Below are 16206 nucleotides of genomic sequence, written 5' to 3' on the forward strand. Positions count from 1 at the left end.
AAAAAGCAGATCTGGATTGTTCGCCTTCGGCTCCTCGCAACGACGGCAGTTTCGGCGGCGCGTAACTCAAGCCACCTCGTTCCTCGTCAGGATCGTCACCATGACCATGATCATCCGCCTGGCCCGTTCAGACGAATACGATGCGATCGCAAAACTCTGGATGGACAGCTGGTGCTCGACAGGACTGGAGGTCCCGAGTGGGAGATTGCTCACTATCTTGAGAGAGCGCCTGCCGCGTGAGATCGCCGGAGGCTGGAGCCTCTATGTCGCCGAGTACGGCAGCGAGCTCGCCGCGATGCTCGCCGTGCACGTGCCAAAGCTCTACCTCGATCAGCTCATGATCGCGCCCAGTTATCAAGGCCGGTCGCTCGGCCGCCGGCTGCTCGCCTTCACCCGAGAATTGCTGCCGGATGAGATCTGGCTGCGCTGTGCTGAGGGCAACGAGAAGGCGTGGCGCTGGTACGAGCGCGAGGGCTTCGTGCTCGAGAAAGAAGAGGTCGAGCCATCGCACGTGCGGTTGATGAAATACTATCGCTGGAAGCGAGACCCGGCGACTCTGTGACGGTTGCGGCGGAGCATGATTGCTCCCGGCTGATGTTCAGCTTGCTGGTGCCGGGAACACTCTCTAGTTTCATGTGATCGGAACACGCCCGTTCACAGAGACGTCGCCCGCGAGATCAGTCATGTTGCGTTTTCTCGCCGCTGCGATAGCGGCATCCTCCTTCGCCGTCGCCGCATCAGCCCAAGCTCCGTCGAGCCAAGCACCGTCAGCCGAAGCGCGCTCTCCCCAAGTCCGATCGAAGGCGCCAGCCAAGACGGTCGCGAGGAAGCCATCCGGCCAAACCAAAGCCAGTGCGAAGCCAGTCGAAAGCGGCCCCTGCACCCTCGGCGTAGTCTCAGTCGTTGAAGACCGTCTGGAGATCGACAAATTCGGCGTCACGATATTCGAAACCGAGGTGACCGAGGTACCGGTCGAGGGCTGGGGACTTGGCGACCTCGTCGTGGCACGCGTGCGCGCCGCCACCGGCAACGATCCGACGGTCCGGAGGATCAGCTATCCGAAGGGCGCCTTTGAGCCCTACTACCATCCGAAATCGCGTTTCTTGCCCGATCCTCGCGAGAGTTTGACGTCGATCGTTCGAGACGTGACCGCCAATTCGAATTGCGACCGCTATCTCGTCGTGACGACGTTTGAAGGAAAAATCGCGGGCACGAACCTGACGGTGAAAGGCATCGGCGCCTATAATCAAGGCCTTGGCTCTCTCATCAGACACTCGCATCTGTTCGCCAATTTCACGATCAGCCTGATCGATGGAAAATCCTACGAGAGGATCAGCAGCTTTGCGGCGGACACCGGCTCACGACTCGCAGAAAGCATGAGGATCACCGAGGACCCTCTCAAGAAGCTCGACAACGCGGACTTCCCCGATCCCCCCTCGGCTGCTGCCAACAGCGTCGTGCTCCGCGAACGGATACGGACACTGGTTGCGGACAAGCTCGACCGCGATCTGCCGAAGTATCTTGAGAAGCAGTGAGCCACGACGTTGCAGCATCCCGCCGCCGGCGTCATTCGAGTGCAGCTCTGAAAGTGCATCCCCCAGCCAAGCGACGGAAACACCCATGATGCAACTCTATTGGGCTCCAAGGACGCGCTCGTTCACCGCGCTCTGGATGCTGGAAGAAGCCGGTCAACCCTATGAGCGGGTCCTTATCGACATCACCACAGGCGCGCAGAAGTCGGCCGAATATCTCGCGATCAATCCGATGGGCAAGGTGCCCGCGCTGAAGGATAGCGACGCGACGCTGGCCGAGGCTGCGGCGATCTGCGCCTATATCGCCGAGCGCTATCCGGAGGCGAAGCTCGCGCCTGCCGTCGGCGATCCACGCCGCGCGAAATACCTGCAATGGCTGTTCTTCGCGCCCGGCTGCATCGAGCCCGCGATGGTCCAGGTCGCGACCAAGCTGGAGATGAACCCGGTCGCCGCGGGCTGGGGCGAAGTCGCACGCGTGGTCGACGTGCTCGATCAGGCGCTGGCGAAAGGACCTTGGATTCTTGGCGAGGACTTCTCGGCCGCCGATGTCGTCATTGGCTCGGCGCTGAATTTCTCGGTCCGGCTGTTCAAGATGTTGCCGTCGCGGCCGTCCTTCGACGCCTATATCGGGCGCTGCATCGCGCGGCCCGCTTTCCAGCGCGCCGAGAAGATCGCCTCAGGCCAATAACGCTATTCCGGCGGCAGGTTCTCCGGCCGCGGCTGCAGCACGATGTTGAAACCGGAATCGACGTAATGGATTTCGCCGGTGACGCCGCCGGCGAGGTCGGACAACAAATACAGCGCGGAGCCGCCGAGCTCATCGAGCGTCACGCCGCGTCCGAGCGGCGAATGCTTCTGCTGGAATCCGAACATCGCTCGCGCGTCGCCGATCACCGAGCCGGCCAGCGTACGCACCGGACCGGCAGAGATCGCATTGACGCGAATGCGCTGGGCGCCGAAATCCGCCGCGAGATAGCGCACCGAGGACTCCAGCGCAGCCTTTGCGACGCCCATGACATTGTAGTTCGGCATCGCCCGCATCGAGGCGCCATAGGTCAGCGTGATCATCGAGCCGCCGTCGGTCATCAGCGGCACCGCCCGCTTCGCCACCTCGGTGAAGGAGAAGCAGGAGATCAGCATGGTGCGCAGGAAATTCTCGCGCGTGGTATCGGCATAGCGCCCACGCAACTCGTTCTTGTCGGTGAAGCCGATCGCATGAACGACGAAATCGAGCCGGTCCCAGCTCTTGCTCAGGGCCTCGAACACGGCATCAACGCTTGCGATGTCCTCGACATCGCAGGGCAGCACGAGATCCGATCCGAGCGTCTGAGCCAGCGGCCGCAGCCGCCGCGCCTGCGCGTCACCCTGATAGGTGAAGGCCATCTCGGCGCCATGGGCGGCGAGCGTCTTCGCAATGCCCCAGGCGATCGAATGATCATTGGCGATGCCCATGATCAGCCCGCGCTTGCCCTTCATCAGCTCGTGCATGGTGCAGTGCTTCCTAGTTTGCTGGAGGACGTCTCGGCCACGTCGAGGCGGCACGTGCCTGCACCTCGCCAGCAGTCGCCCGAGCCGTCAAGGGCTTGCTGGCCTGGACATGTCCGATGTCCTCACCAACGAGAGCCCGGTCCGATCCCTCGGATCGCCCAGGCCGTGCGATGGGGTTAGGCGTCGAGGTGCTTGAAGACCAGCGTGGCGTTGGTACCACCGAAGCCGAACGAGTTGGACAGCACCGTGCCGAGCTTGGCGTTGTCGATGCGCTTGCGTACGATCGGCATGTCCGCGAAGATCGGATCGAGCTCGGTGATGTTGGCGCTTTCACAGATGAAACCGTTCTTCATCATCAGAAGCGAATAGATCGCTTCCTGCACGCCGGTCGCACCGAGCGAATGCCCCGTCAGCGCCTTGGTCGCCGAGATCGGCGGACATTTCTCGCCCCTGCCGAACACCTTGCGGATCGCCTCGATTTCCGGCGGATCGCCGGCCGGCGTCGACGTGGCGTGCGGGTTGATATAGTCGATCTTGGTCTTGACCGTAGATAGCGCCATCTGCATGCAGCGCTCCGCGCCCTCGCCCGACGGTGCGACCATGTCATAGCCGTCGGAGGTAGCGCCATAGCCGACGAGCTCGGCATAGATCTTGGCGCCGCGCGCCTTGGCGTGCTCGAGTTCCTCCAGCACCACCACACCGGCACCGCCGGCGATCACGAAGCCATCGCGCGTGACGTCGTAGGGACGCGAGGCGGTGGCGGGCGTGTCATTGTGCTTGGAGGACATCGCGCCCATGGCGTCGAACAGCACCGACAGGGTCCAGTCAAGCTCCTCGCAGCCGCCGGCGAACATCACGTCCTGCTTGCCGTACTGGATCATCTCGTAGGCATTGCCGATGCAATGATTCGAGGTCGCACAGGCCGAGGAGATCGAGTAGTTCACGCCCTTGATCTTGAACCAGGTCGCAAGCGTGGCGGATGCGGTCGACGACATCGCCTTCGGCACTGCGAAAGGTCCGACCCGCTTCGGGCCCTTGGTGCGGGTGATATCCGCCGCTTCGACCACGGTGCGCGTCGACGGACCGCCGGAGCCCATGATGATGCCGGTCTTGATGTTGGAGACCTCGTTCGGCTCCAGCCCCGAGTCCTGGATCGCCTGCTCCATCGCGACGTGATTCCAGGCTGCGCCCTCACCGAGAAAGCGCATGGCCCGGCGGTCGACGACCTCGGCCGGATTCAGGGTCGGCGCACCTTGCACCTGCGAACGAAAGCCGAGCTCGGCATATTTCTCGGCGCGGGAGATGCCCGACTTCGCCTCATGGAGGCTCGCCAGCACTTCCTGGGTGTTGTTGCCGATCGATGAGACGATGCCCATCCCGGTGATGACAACCCGCCTCATGTCCGCCTCGCCTTACCCTTGTGTCCTTGCGCAATCACGGTTGCTACAATGTCTGTGTTTGGATGCGACCGGTTCAAGACGGCGCAGTCCCTTGTTTGAACAAGCCGACCTTCAGATCCTTGGCGCGATAGATAATCTCGCCGTCCATGGAAAGCCACCCATCGGCAATACCAAGTACCAGCTTTGAGCGCATCACGCGTTTGATGTCGACGTTGTACTCGACCTTGCGAACGTGCGGCAGCACCTGGCCGGAGAACTTCAACTCGCCGAGGCCGAGAGCCCTCCCGCGGCCTTCGCCGCCGATCCAGCCGAGGTAGAAACCCACCATCTGCCACAGCGCATCCAGGCCGAGGCAGCCCGGCATGACCGGGTCGTTCTTGAAATGGCAGGCAAAGAACCAGAGATCCGGCTTCACGTCGAGTTCGGCGCGGACCAGGCCCTTGCCGAATTCGCCGCCCGTATCGGTAATTTGCGTGATGCGATCGAACATCAGCATCGGCGGCAGCGGCAGCTGGGCATTACCCGGACCGAACAGCTCTCCGCGCCCGCAGGCCAGCAAGTCCTCATATTCATAACCGCTGCGCCGATCCAGCATGCTCAAATAGCCTCCTCAACATCTCCGATGGAGATTTTCGCGCGAAATCGGACCTGCCTCGCTGCCCAAGCGCCCGTTCACCAACCGTGTCGGAGGCAGCTTGAGCCAGGCCTCCTGGAGGTAAAAACCTGCAGTCGAACACCTGATGACGACGCCGGACGGCAAGCTCAAGGCAAAATGGCGATCACCATTGCCAAACGGGCCGTTCCGGTCCGGCCGCTCTCTAACATAGGGGCGTTCGGCGGCAAAGCACCGAGACCGGTTAAATCGCCGCATCTTTTTCCGGTCGTTTCCGAGGCGCTCACGCGATTTAGGAGCGTTCTAGATAGGCTCAGTTGCGAAGAGCTTGCATCTGTACCGCTTTCTCTCCATATATCTTTTTAAGAGTATCAACTTGCGGTGTTTGAAGTGGACGCGACCGACAACGCATCGATCGTGAGTGACGACCGGACGAGCCGCGACAGGCTCGGAACCGGGCGCCAACCTGCGCTCAACGGCTGCCCCTGGCACGACGTCAACGAAATGCTGCAGGCGGCGGGCCTGCGTCCGACACGGCAACGCATGGCGTTGGGCTGGCTCTTGTTCGGGAAGGGCGCGCGGCATCTGACGGCCGAGATGCTCTATGAGGAAGCGACGCTGGCCAAAGTTCCGGTCTCGCTCGCCACCGTCTACAATACGCTCAACCAGCTCACCGATGCGGGGCTGCTGCGCCAGGTCAGCGTCGACGGCACGAAAACCTATTTCGACACCAACGTCACCACGCATCATCATTTTTATCTCGAGAACAACCACGAGCTGGTCGACATTCCCGATCAGCATCTGGCCTTGACCAAGCTTCCAGAGGTCCCGGACGGTTACGAGATTTCCCGCGTCGACATGGTGGTGCGCCTGCGCAAGAAGCGCTGAGCCGCTGGCACACTCTGCGGCGCCCGGACTTGTCGTCATGGCCGGATTGTTCCGGCCATTTTGCGTTTCAGGGCAAGACGAAGATCGGAATCGAGCCGCCGGTGATCGGCGCGGCGACACGGGCGCTTAGTTCACCTGCTCGTCGGCGTAGACGCCCCACAGCCTCTGCTGCTCGATCCAGCCATCAAAGCCGTTGCCGGAGACGTGGCACCATGAGCCGTTGCACTTCTTGACCTGAGCGATCACGCCGGCCTGCAGGCGCGCGGTGACTGAGCTTGTCGCATCGGCGCTGTCGTAGAGCGAGGCGAGGTCATCCTTGTTCTTCATCGTCACGACAGCGGTGCGGCGGCCCGACAAAAGCGAATGATACACCCACCCCTCCGCGCCTTCGGAATCGCGCACCCGGCGCCAATTCTCATATTCGGCGGTGATCTCCACCGGCAGGCCCGAGCGGGTGTAGACCCAGGCGACATCGTTGTCCTTGGTCGGACCGGCCCGCACATTCACATGGTCCGATTTCAGGCTGACGTAGCGCGGCACGGGCAGGCCGCTGGTGGTCGGTGTGGAGTCCTTGGCCGAGGCAGGCGGGTTGAGCGCAAATCCCAGAAAGGCCGCGACCAGCATCACGAACGAAGAAAAACGCCCCAACGCCATCAAACGCAACTCACTCTCCCTCGCCGAATCGACGCCTCGACCGATTTCGCACGTGCAATCGTTCGCCCGCTCCCACCGACCCCGCCGGATCCCCCTGTGCGGGCGGGGACCTTCCGGCGGGCGTCCTGCGCCTTGTCTTGGGCCTGCCTTCTGCTACAGAGGACCGAACACAACGGCCAGGACGCGCCTCAACGTCCGGCGAATCCTTGCAAGGGACGGATCGGGAACCCCAAAACAGATCCGAGAGACCATCCCCTGGGAACGCCGGCATAGGCTGCGACGGTAGTTTCGGCGAACCCGGTTAATGAGGTCTGAAGGATCTCATGAGAGCAAGACATGTCGGTTAGGAAAAAGCCTCTGGTCGTGGTGACGCGCAAGTTGCCGGACTCGATCGAGACCCGGATGCGCGAGCTGTTCGACGCCCGGCTCAATCTCGACGACGAACCGATGAGCGCGGAGCAGTTGGCCGAGGCTGTGCGGACTGCCGACGTCCTGGTTCCGACGGTCACCGACCACATCACCGCCGACATCCTGAACACGCCCGAGAGCAAGCTGCGGCTGATCGCGAATTTCGGCAACGGCGTCGACAATATCGACGTGGCCGCAGCGATCGCGCGCGGCATCACCGTGACCAACACGCCGAAAGTGCTCACCGAGGATACCGCCGACATGACCATGGCGCTGATCCTTGCCGTGCCACGACGGCTGATCGAGGGCGCTTCGATCCTGACCGAGGGCAAGAACTGGGCGGGCTGGTCGCCGACCTGGATGCTCGGCCACCGTATCGGCGGCAAGCGGCTCGGCATCATCGGCATGGGCAGGATCGGTCAGGCGGTGGCGCGCCGCGCCCGCGCCTTCGGCCTGCAGATTCACTATCACAACCGCCGTCCGGTGGCCCCTGTCATCGCCGAGCAGCTGGGCGCGACCTATTGGGAAAGCCTGGACCAGATGCTGGCGCGGATGGACATCATCTCGGTGAACTGTCCGCACACGCCGGCCACGTTCCATCTGTTGTCGGCGCGGCGGCTGAAGCTGATCCGCAAGGACGCCTACATCGTCAACACCGCGCGCGGCGAGGTGATCGACGAAGAGACGATGACCAAGCTGATCGAATCCGGCGATATCGCCGGCGCCGGGCTCGACGTGTTCGAACATGAGCCTGCAGTCAGCCCGCGCCTGGTGCGGCTTGCCAAAGCCGGCAAGGTCACGCTGCTCCCGCACATGGGCTCGGCCACGATCGAAGGCCGGGTCGAAATGGGCGAGAAGGTCATCATCAACATCAAGACCTTCCTCGACAGCCATAAGCCACCGGATCGGGTGCTACCCAGCATGCTGTGAGCTTGCCCTGCCGTGCAGGGCGGGGGCGATCTTGCGTCGCTCCGAAGCCGCGGCCACGCTGATTGTTCGGCATTCCGAACGGTCCGTTCGGAATTGTCCGGCTTATCGAACCGAGGAAAACGATCGATATCCGCGTTGTCCAGTCGGCCCCAGCGGCCGCTGTCCCAGCGAAGGAGAACGATCATGGAAATCCGTCAACTCGGCGCGACCGGCCCACGCGTATCCGCCATTGGTCTTGGCTGCATGGGCATGTCGGACTTCTACGGTCCGGCCGACCGCTCCGAGAGCATCGCCACGATTCATGCCGCGCTCGATGCGGGCATCACGCTGCTCGACACCGGCGACTTCTACGGCATGGGCCATAACGAGACGCTGATCCGCGAGGCGCTTGCCTCGGCCGGGCCTCGCAACCTGCAGATCTCGGTCAAGTTCGGCGCGCTGCGCGATCCCGCCAAGGGTTGGCACGGCTACGATAGCCGGCCGGCTGCCGTGCGCAATTTCCTCGCCTACTCGCTGCAGCGGCTCGGCGTCGAAGCGATCGACATCTATCGTCCTGCCCGGCTCGATCCGTCGGTGCCGATCGAAGAGACCATCGGCGCCATGGCAGAGCTGAAGCAGGCCGGCTACATCAAGCATATCGGCCTGTCGGAAGTGGGTTCGGAGTCCATTCGCCGCGCCCACAAGGTGCATCCGATCAGCGACCTGCAGATCGAATATTCGCTCGTCTCGCGCGGCATCGAGGGCGACATCCTGAAGACCTGCCGCGAGCTCGGCATCGGCATCACCGCTTACGGCGTGCTCTCGCGCGGCCTGATCAGCGGCCACTGGTCGAAGGACCGGGCCGTGAAGGATTTCCGTAGCAGCGCACCACGGTTTCAGGGCGACAATCTCGACAAGAATCTCGCGCTGGTCGAGACCTTGCGCGGAATCGCCGATGATATCGGCGCCTCTCCGGCACAGGTGGCGATCGCTTGGGTCGCGGCCCAAGGCAAGGATATCGTGCCGCTGGTCGGTGCAAGGCGCCGCGACCGCCTGTCGGAAGCTCTCGGTGCGCTCGCGCTGAAGCTGACCGAGGCGCATCTCGCCGCGCTCGACAAGGCTTTCCCACCGGGTGTTGCCGCCGGCGCCCGCTATCAGGAATCGCAGCTTGTCCATATGGACAGCGAGCGCCGACTGACGGCGTGATCGTCGCTGCCTCTCCCGCGTGCGGGAGAGGTCGATCTCACCGATGCGCGCTCAGATCGGCGATGACAGGCCCATCGCCATTCAGGGGATTGGTCGGATCGCGGCTGTAGCGCAGGGTCTCGAAGCGCATGGTGCGCGCGTCCAGCATCAGCAGCCGGCCGACCAGGCCGTCACCGAAACCGACGACCTCCCGGATCGCTTCCAGTGCCATCATCGAACCGAGGACGCCGGCGAGCGCGCCCATGACGCCGGCCTCCGCGCAGGCCGGCACGGTGCCGGGCGGCGGCGGTTCGGGAAACAGGCAGCGATAGGTCGGATTGAAAATGCCTTGCGCATTCGTCTCATGCGCGCGGATCGTGGTCAGCGAGGCATCGAAGGTGCCGAGCGCGCCGGTAATCAACGGCTTCCTCGCCAGGAAACAGGCATCCGACACCAGATATCGCGTGTCGAAATTGTCGGAGCCGTCGAGCACGAGATCATAAGCACCGACCACATCGAGCACGTTGTCGGCGTTCAGCCAGGTCCGATGCGCAACGACATTGACGTGCGGGTTGAGCGCCTGGATGCGCTCGGCCGCGCTCTCGACCTTGGGCCGGCCGATATCGGGCGTCGCATGAATCACCTGACGCTGCAGGTTGGAGAGCGACACGACATCATCATCGACCACACCGAGCGTGCCGACACCGGCCGCGGCGAGATACATCAAGGCCGGCGCGCCGAGCCCGCCGGCGCCAACCACCAGCACCGAGGCTCGCTTCAGCGCCGCCTGCCCGGGGCCGCCGACGTCGCGCAACACGATGTGGCGGGCATAACGCTCGAGTTCTTCCTCGCTCAGCATCGTCTCACACGTCCTTCCGCGAACTCTGACGGAGCCATCGGCCTTTCGGCAGCCTGAACCCGCGCCCGATTCGACCGACCAAGCAGATGGGTTTATTTATTTGCGCCGCAAGAGTTTGGGATTTGTCATGAGACCATTGGCCTGGGCAACATCGATCTCGGCGACCTTGCTGCTTGGCGTCAGTCCTGCGCTGGCCCAGCTGAGCACGCCCCCCTCCTCCGGCGTCAAACCCAAAACGGGAGCTGCCGTGCCGGCGCGCCCGGCGGCCCAGCCGCCGGCAGACCCGGCCAACGCGATGACGGCGGCCCAGCGGCTGGCGCTGCAATCCGATCTCGCCTGGGTCGGGCAATATAACGGCGCGATCACCGGCGAGGCCAGCGCGCGCATGGTGAACGCCGTCAAGGCGTATCAGAAACTCAAAGGCGGCGAGCCGACCGGCGTCCTCAATCCGCAGGAGCGCAGCGCGCTGGCCGATGCCGCCCGGCGCAAGCAAGAGGCGGTCGGCTGGAAGATCGTCACCGATCCCGTGACCGGAGCGAAAATCGGACTCCCGACCAAGCTGGTGCCGCAACAGGCGAGCGATGCCGGGGGCTCCAAATGGAGCTCGCCGACCGGAACGGTGCAGATCCTCCTGGCACGGCGCAAGGAAGCCAATCCGACCACCGCAGCACTCGCCGAACGCGAGAAGAAGGAGCCGGCCGGGCGCACGGTCGGCTACACCGCAGTCAAACCCGATTTCTTCGTGCTCTCCGGCACGCAGGAGCAGAAGAAGTTCTATGTCCGCGGCACCTTCAGGGGTGACGAGGTGCGCACCCTCACCATCCTCTATGATCAGGCGATGGAAAGTACCCTGGACCCGGTGGTGATCGCCATGTCGAGCGCATTTGCCGCGTTCCCGACCGCGGCCGCAGCGCCGCCGCCGCGGCGCACGGTCGATTACGGCACCGGCCTCGTCGTCAGCGAGGACGGGGCCGTCGTGACCGATCGCGAGATCGTCGACGGTTGTCTCGCGATCACGATCGGCGGCTTCGGCCATGCCGATCGCGTGGCCGACGACAAGGCGCATGGCCTGGCACTGCTGCGCATCTACGGTGCCCGCGGCTTGAGGCCGCTCAACCTGGCCCCCGGCAGCGCGAAATCCAGCCTCGACATCGTCGGCATTGCCGATCCGCAAAATCAGGGTGGCGGGTCCGCGGTCAGCACGGTCAAGGCGCAGGCGACGGCGCAGGGAACGTCTGCCGGAAGCGGCGAACTTTCATTGACGCCCTCGCTCGGTCTCGGTTTCTCCGGCGCGCCCGCGATGGATGCCGACAGCCGCTTTACAGGGCTTGCGCTGGCTAAACAGGCGGTGGTCGCGGGGGCAACGTCGGCCGTGCCGGGCACCCAGGCGGTGCTCGTATCGGCCGCAGTCGTGCGCGACTTTCTCACCGGGAACGGCGTCGGTCTCGATGGCAAATCGGCGGACGCGAAGGCCGCGACGGTGCGCGTGATCTGTGTTCGGAAGTAGCCGCGAACAGACGAACGCCGCGACGTGCGGCGGTCTCGGCGGTTTCGCCTTGCCGCCTCAATCGCCAGTTGCCGGGGCCGGGAGCGGCACGCTCACTGCCTTCGTTTACCCAAAATTAAGCAAACCATTTTACACAAAATTAGGAAGCTCTTTGGCCGCAGAGCCCGCATCCTGCAGATGACGCCATCATCGCAGAACGGCTTTTAAGTCCCGAGCGGCCGATCGACGGCCCTTCAAGCCGTTGGATTCCGACGCACCTTGCTATCAACTCAGAACGAGTCCTGCCGTAGTCGAACGGGATGTGGTGACACCTGCGGCGTGACATAGTTCGATCAGATTTGTCGGCGTGCTGATTCGGACCACCGCGATTCCAAGTGCCTGTTGCAAGTGCCTTTGGGTCGGACCGGACCGTCCTGAGCGAGAATAGCTCCGCATCGCAGGTTGCGCGGTGCAACTCAGCTGGCGTTCCATCAAGTTCCGTCAACAGCCGAAGGACTACTGACCGATGTATACGATCGTTCTGGCCACCCAGAAAGGCGGAAGCGGCAAGAGCACGCTGGCCATCGGCCTTGCAGTGGCTGCCCAACAGGCCGGACACAATGTGCGCGTGATCGAGACCGACCGGCAGGGCACGTTGTCGAAATGGCAGGCCAGGCGTCATCAGGCCGAGCCCATCGTCGAGGCCGTATACGACGCCAAGATGATCGAACAGCGCCTGGAGGCACTCGCGCGCGGCGGCGTGACGGTCTGTATCATCGATACCGCAAGCGGCGTCAACGCGGCGTCGACCGCGGCCATCCGCCACTGCGACCTCTGCCTGATCCCGGCGCGTCCGAGCGTTGCCGACATCGAAGCCACCGCGCCGACCTTGAGCGTGGTGCGCGCCTGGCGCAAGCCGTTCGCCTTCGTGCTCAACCAGACGCCGATCCGCGGCGGCCATCGTGTCACCGACGCCACCACGGCGCTCGACAATGACGCACCGCGCGACATCGCCGAAGTACTGGCGCAGCCCTTCATCATGATGCGCAACGACCATCAGGATGCGCTCGCCGCCGGCCTCGGCGTCTGCGAATTCGCGCCCGAGGGCAAGTGCGCGCAGGAAATCAGCAGCCTGTGGCGCTGGACCATCGGCAAGATCGCCGGTGACCAGGTGGTGCAGGAAGCGAACGAATTGATGGACGTGGAATTTCCGATCCTGCTGCGGCCGACCGCCGAAGAACGCGAGGCCACCGCGGCGCGCGCCTATCCGACCTGGGCCGACAGCAACATCACCTGGGAGACGGGATTCTAGAACGGCAGGTGTACTTTACCTGTACTTCACCGAGCCAATCGCGCGGTCGACGCCCAGCCCCGGCCGCGGTCGGGCGCTTACTTCTGGCACTTCGGACACCAGAAGGTCGAGCGTCCGTTCTGGGTGAACCTCTTGACGACGCCGTCGCATCCCTTGCTGCGGCAGGGCTGACCTTCCCGGTCATAGACCTGGAACGAATGCTGGAAGTAGCCGAGCTCGCCCGAGGTCTGGCGGTGGTCGCGCAATGACGATCCCCCCGCCTTGATCGCCTCGTTCAGCACCGCGTGGATCGCCTCGACCAGCTTCTCGGCACGGTCGGTCGGCTCCGCCCCGGCAACGCCCTTGCGTTGTCCGGCCTTCGTGGCCAGGGTGGCCGCCAGCCGGCGTGGCGACAGATGCGCGCGGAACAACGCTTCGCAGACATAGATGTTGCCCAGTCCCGCCACGACCCGCTGGTCGAGCAGCGCCGCCTTCAGGCTGGTCTTCTTGTTGGCGCATGAGCGCGCCAGCATCGCCGCGTCGAACTCATTGCCGAGCGGCTCGGGCCCGAGGTCCTTCAGGAGGGGCTCCTCGTCCAGCGCGTTACGCGGAATCACTTTCATGTAGCCGAAGCGGCGCGGATCGTTGAACACAACGTCGGCGCCGGAGGACATGTGAAACACGACATGGTCGTGATTCTCGTCCTTGCCGCGCGGGTGATGAAAGGCGCCGGGCGCAGTGGCCTCGTCCGGCTTCAGCACGCGAAACGAGCCGGACATGCCGAGATGCATCAGAAGCACGTCGCCGGAGCCGAGATCGGCGAGCAGGTATTTGGCGCGGCGGCCGAGCCCGGTCACGGTCTGGCCGTTGAGGCGCGCCACGAAATCCTTCTGGAATGGAAACCGCAGATCCTTGCGCCGCGCCTCGGCCGCCACGATCCTGGCGCCCTCCATCACCGGCTGCAGGCCGCGGCGGACCGTCTCGACTTCGGGCAGTTCAGGCAATCAATTCACCTCTGTCGCCATTCACCTTATCGAAGTGACGTGATAGCGCCATTGCGACGGGCACGCTATGGTCCCGTATCGGAGTAGGGTGATGGATCGGCCGGACCAAACCACGCATTTCGGCTTCAGGGATGTGCCCCTGGGCGAGAAGCAGACGCTGGTAAACGACGTGTTTCACAGCGTGGCGTCCCGCTACGACCTGATGAACGACCTGATGTCGGGCGGGCTGCACCGCGTCTGGAAGGACATCATGATCAATACGCTGAACCCGCCGAAGGGCGATCAGCCATTTGCCCTGCTCGATGTCGCCGGCGGCACCGGCGACATCGCCTTCCGGGCGGCGAAGGCGGCCGGAGCCGGCTTCCATGCCACCGTCTGCGACATCAATGGCGACATGCTCGAGGTCGGGCGCCAGCGCGCCATCAAGCAATATCTCGAAGACAAGGTCTCCTTCGTCGAGGGCAATGCCGAGGCGCTGGCTTTCCCCGACCGCTCCTTCGACGCCTATACGATCGCCTTCGGCATCCGCAACGTGCCGCAAATCGATCTCGCCTTGCGCGAAGCCCATCGTGTGCTCAAGCATGGCGGCCGCTTCCTGTGCCTCGAGTTCTCCACGGTTCAGGTCCCCGGCCTCGACAAGCTCTACGACATGTTCTCCTTCAACGTGATCCCGCAGCTCGGCCGCGCGGTCACCGGCGACGCCGAGTCCTACCGTTACCTGGTCGAGTCCATCCGCAAGTTTCCGACCCCCAGCGCATTCGGCGAGATGATCTCCGACGCTGGCTTCGCCCGCGTTTCCTGGCAAATCCTCTCCGGCGGCATCGTCGCGCTCCATTCCGGCTGGCGTTTGTGATCTCGGCACTGACCCATATCGTGCGGCTCACCCGGGCCGCTTTCGTCTTCGCGCGCGAGGGCGTGTTCGGTGCCGTCGACCCGGCTCTCGTGCCGCCTTCCGGTCAGATACCGCTGAAGCTGGCGCGCCTGATCGAACGCCCGGGCGCCAAGTCCGGCCCGCGGCTGTCGCGCGCCTTGGAACGAATGGGCCCGGCCTATCTCAAGCTCGGCCAGTTCCTGGCGACGCGTCCCGACGTGGTCGGCGTCATCATGGCGCGCGACCTGGAGTCGCTGCAGGACCGGCTGCCGCCGTTCTCGCAGGCCGAAGCGGAAGCCGTGATCGCCACCGCGCTCGAACGCCCGATCAACCAGGTGTTCTGTCAGCTCGGTCCGCCGGTCGCTGCAGCCTCGATTGCTCAAGTCCATCGTGGCGACGTCGAACGCGACGGCATCCATACTCCCGTTGCCGTCAAGGTGCTCAGGCCGAACGTCGCGTCGCGCTTCCGCCGCGACCTCTCCGATTTCTTCTTCGTCGCCGAAAAAGCCGAGGCGCATTCGGCGGAAGCGCGGCGGCTGCGGCTGGTCGAGGTGATCAACACGATGTCGCGCTCGGTCGCGATGGAGATGGATCTCCGTCTCGAAGCGGCCGCGCTCTCGGAGATGGCCGAGAACACCAAGGACGATCCCGACTTCCGCGTGCCGGTCGTCGACTGGGACCGCACGGCGCACAACGTGCTCACCATGGAGTGGATCGACGGCATCGCGCTGAACGACAGGGCGCGGCTGGAGGCCGCCCATGTCGATCTGCCCGATCTCGGCCGCAAGGTGATCCAGAGTTTCCTGCGCCACGCACTGCGGGACGGCTTCTTCCATGCCGACATGCACCCGGGCAACCTGTTCCTCGACAAGGAGGGACGGCTGGTCGCGGTGGATTTCGGCATCATGGGCCGGCTCGGCATGAAAGAGCGCCGCTTCCTGGCCGAGATCCTGCTCGGCTTCATCACCCGCAACTACCGCCGCGTCGCCGAGGTGCATTTCGAGGCCGGCTATGTGCCGCCGCATCACTCGGTGGAGAATTTCGCGCAAGCGATCCGCGCCATCGGCGAGCCGATCCATAATCGCACGGCCGAAGAGATCTCCATGGCCAAGCTGCTCACGCTGCTGCTCGAGGTCACCGGCCTGTTCGACATGCGCACCCGTCCGGAGCTGATTCTGCTGCAGAAAACCATGGTCGTGGTCGAAGGCGTGGCGCGCGGCTTCGATCCCAAGCTCGACATCTGGAAGATCGCCGACCCCGTGGTGCGCGAATGGATCGAACGCAATTTAGGTCCGCTTGGGCGCATCCAGAGCGCAGCATCCGGCGTCGGCGATCTGGCGCGGCTGGCCGTGACCTTGCCGGAGCTGGCCTACCGCGCCGCTTCCGTGCTGGAGCATCTCGAGGTGATGACGCGCGACGGCCTGCGGCTCTCCCCCGAATCGATCGCCGCCATGGGCCGCACCGAGGGCAGGAAGAGCCGGTGGCGCGCCATCGCGCTGTGGATCATCGCCGCCACGTTCATCGGCATCCTGATCGCGGTGTTGCGGCTGGCCTAAGGTCCGGGAGGGCGACCACTGCTGATTGCAACGCAATCAAAATATGATAGCATTGCAATCAC

General features: G+C 64.1%; 16 protein-coding genes. 10 read left to right on the top strand and 6 right to left on the bottom strand.

All coding sequences use genetic code 11. The features are described 5' to 3' along the window. The first annotated feature begins 100 nt into the window (after positions 1-100). The 3 genes from QX071_RS02895 to QX071_RS02905 all read left to right on the top strand — a co-directional run bounded on the left by QX071_RS02895 (position 101) and on the right by QX071_RS02905 (position 2220). Positions 101-562, top strand: a complete 462-nt coding sequence (locus tag QX071_RS02895; protein WP_315702363.1) for a GNAT family N-acetyltransferase — start codon at positions 101-103, stop codon at positions 560-562. 121 nt (positions 563-683) lie between these two features. After that, complete coding sequence (locus QX071_RS02900) at positions 684-1535, top strand: hypothetical protein (RefSeq protein ID WP_315702362.1); 852 nt, start codon at positions 684-686, stop codon at positions 1533-1535. An 85-nt stretch (positions 1536-1620) separates the two neighbouring features. Beyond that, the gene (locus QX071_RS02905) at positions 1621-2220 is read left to right on the top strand and encodes a glutathione S-transferase family protein (RefSeq protein ID WP_315728102.1); all 600 of its coding nucleotides are present in this window, start codon (positions 1621-1623) and stop codon (positions 2218-2220) included. Between the two features lie 2 nt (positions 2221-2222). On the opposite strand, the gene fabI is transcribed toward QX071_RS02905, so the two are convergent. The 3 genes from fabI to fabA form a co-directional block, all read right to left on the bottom strand. Further along, on the bottom strand, positions 2223-3020 hold the full coding sequence (gene fabI, locus QX071_RS02910; protein WP_315702360.1) for an enoyl-ACP reductase FabI: 798 nt from the start codon (positions 3018-3020) through the stop codon (positions 2223-2225). Positions 3021-3196: 176 nt separating this feature from the next. After that, on the bottom strand, positions 3197-4420 hold the full coding sequence (gene fabB / locus QX071_RS02915; protein WP_315702359.1) for a beta-ketoacyl-ACP synthase I: 1224 nt from the start codon (positions 4418-4420) through the stop codon (positions 3197-3199). Between the two features lie 73 nt (positions 4421-4493). Beyond that, on the bottom strand, positions 4494-5015 hold the full coding sequence (gene fabA / locus QX071_RS02920; protein WP_315703148.1) for a 3-hydroxyacyl-[acyl-carrier-protein] dehydratase FabA: 522 nt from the start codon (positions 5013-5015) through the stop codon (positions 4494-4496). A 432-nt stretch (positions 5016-5447) separates the two neighbouring features. Between fabA and irrA the strand changes: the two genes are divergently transcribed. Further along, entirely contained in the window at positions 5448-5921 is a 474-nt protein-coding gene (irrA, locus tag QX071_RS02925) for an iron response transcriptional regulator IrrA (RefSeq protein WP_409977480.1), read from the top strand. 126 nt (positions 5922-6047) lie between these two features. On the opposite strand, the gene QX071_RS02930 is transcribed toward irrA, so the two are convergent. After that, on the bottom strand, positions 6048-6575 hold the full coding sequence (locus QX071_RS02930) for an SH3 domain-containing protein (RefSeq protein ID WP_315702358.1): 528 nt from the start codon (positions 6573-6575) through the stop codon (positions 6048-6050). 336 nt (positions 6576-6911) lie between these two features. On the opposite strand from QX071_RS02930, the gene QX071_RS02935 reads away from it, so the two are divergent. Both QX071_RS02935 and QX071_RS02940 read left to right on the top strand, forming a co-directional pair. After that, the gene (locus QX071_RS02935; RefSeq protein ID WP_315702357.1) at positions 6912-7913 is read left to right on the top strand and encodes a D-glycerate dehydrogenase; all 1002 of its coding nucleotides are present in this window, start codon (positions 6912-6914) and stop codon (positions 7911-7913) included. Positions 7914-8096: 183 nt separating this feature from the next. After that, positions 8097-9098 (top strand): aldo/keto reductase, encoded by a 1002-nt coding sequence (locus QX071_RS02940; protein ID WP_315702356.1) that lies wholly within the window; start codon positions 8097-8099, stop codon positions 9096-9098. Between the two features lie 37 nt (positions 9099-9135). Here the strand turns inward: QX071_RS02940 and QX071_RS02945 are convergent, their stop codons facing one another. Next, complete coding sequence (locus QX071_RS02945; protein ID WP_315702355.1) at positions 9136-9936, bottom strand: molybdopterin-synthase adenylyltransferase MoeB; 801 nt, start codon at positions 9934-9936, stop codon at positions 9136-9138. Positions 9937-10063: 127 nt separating this feature from the next. Between QX071_RS02945 and QX071_RS02950 the strand changes: the two genes are divergently transcribed. Further along, a complete protein-coding gene (locus QX071_RS02950) occupies positions 10064-11443 on the top strand; it encodes a serine protease (RefSeq protein ID WP_315702354.1) in 1380 nt (459 codons plus the stop codon). Between the two features lie 505 nt (positions 11444-11948). After that, on the top strand, positions 11949-12734 hold the full coding sequence (locus QX071_RS02955) for a ParA family protein (protein WP_315702353.1): 786 nt from the start codon (positions 11949-11951) through the stop codon (positions 12732-12734). 77 nt (positions 12735-12811) lie between these two features. Here the strand turns inward: QX071_RS02955 and mutM are convergent, their stop codons facing one another. Next, positions 12812-13717, bottom strand: a complete 906-nt coding sequence (mutM, locus tag QX071_RS02960; RefSeq protein WP_315702352.1) for a bifunctional DNA-formamidopyrimidine glycosylase/DNA-(apurinic or apyrimidinic site) lyase — start codon at positions 13715-13717, stop codon at positions 12812-12814. 91 nt (positions 13718-13808) lie between these two features. Here mutM and ubiE point away from each other — a divergent pair, with 91 nt between their 5' ends. Together ubiE and ubiB are read left to right on the top strand one after the other, a co-directional pair. Beyond that, on the top strand, positions 13809-14570 hold the full coding sequence (gene ubiE / locus QX071_RS02965) for a bifunctional demethylmenaquinone methyltransferase/2-methoxy-6-polyprenyl-1,4-benzoquinol methylase UbiE (protein ID WP_315702351.1): 762 nt from the start codon (positions 13809-13811) through the stop codon (positions 14568-14570). Next, positions 14567-16144, top strand: a complete 1578-nt coding sequence (ubiB, locus tag QX071_RS02970) for a 2-polyprenylphenol 6-hydroxylase (protein ID WP_315702350.1) — start codon at positions 14567-14569, stop codon at positions 16142-16144. The genes ubiE and ubiB overlap by 4 nt, the downstream gene beginning before the upstream one ends. Positions 16145-16206: the final 62 nt, after the last annotated feature.

Source organism: Bradyrhizobium sp. SZCCHNS1022 (assembly GCF_032484835.1).
In the GTDB taxonomy this organism is placed as follows: Bacteria; Pseudomonadota; Alphaproteobacteria; order Rhizobiales; family Xanthobacteraceae; genus Bradyrhizobium.

Coding starts and splice junctions, on each gene's coding strand:
- QX071_RS02895 (WP_315702363.1), top strand. CDS start 101: ATGACCATGATCATCCGCCTGGCCCGTTCAGACGAATACGATGCGATC.
- QX071_RS02900 (WP_315702362.1), top strand. CDS start 684: ATGTTGCGTTTTCTCGCCGCTGCGATAGCGGCATCCTCCTTCGCCGTC.
- QX071_RS02905 (WP_315728102.1), top strand. CDS start 1,621: ATGATGCAACTCTATTGGGCTCCAAGGACGCGCTCGTTCACCGCGCTC.
- fabI (WP_315702360.1), bottom strand. CDS start 3,020: ATGCACGAGCTGATGAAGGGCAAGCGCGGGCTGATCATGGGCATCGCC.
- fabB (WP_315702359.1), bottom strand. CDS start 4,420: ATGAGGCGGGTTGTCATCACCGGGATGGGCATCGTCTCATCGATCGGC.
- fabA (WP_315703148.1), bottom strand. CDS start 5,015: ATGCTGGATCGGCGCAGCGGTTATGAATATGAGGACTTGCTGGCCTGC.
- QX071_RS02930 (WP_315702358.1), bottom strand. CDS start 6,575: ATGGCGTTGGGGCGTTTTTCTTCGTTCGTGATGCTGGTCGCGGCCTTT.
- QX071_RS02935 (WP_315702357.1), top strand. CDS start 6,912: ATGTCGGTTAGGAAAAAGCCTCTGGTCGTGGTGACGCGCAAGTTGCCG.
- QX071_RS02940 (WP_315702356.1), top strand. CDS start 8,097: ATGGAAATCCGTCAACTCGGCGCGACCGGCCCACGCGTATCCGCCATT.
- QX071_RS02945 (WP_315702355.1), bottom strand. CDS start 9,936: ATGCTGAGCGAGGAAGAACTCGAGCGTTATGCCCGCCACATCGTGTTG.
- QX071_RS02950 (WP_315702354.1), top strand. CDS start 10,064: ATGAGACCATTGGCCTGGGCAACATCGATCTCGGCGACCTTGCTGCTT.
- QX071_RS02955 (WP_315702353.1), top strand. CDS start 11,949: ATGTATACGATCGTTCTGGCCACCCAGAAAGGCGGAAGCGGCAAGAGC.
- ubiE (WP_315702351.1), top strand. CDS start 13,809: ATGGATCGGCCGGACCAAACCACGCATTTCGGCTTCAGGGATGTGCCC.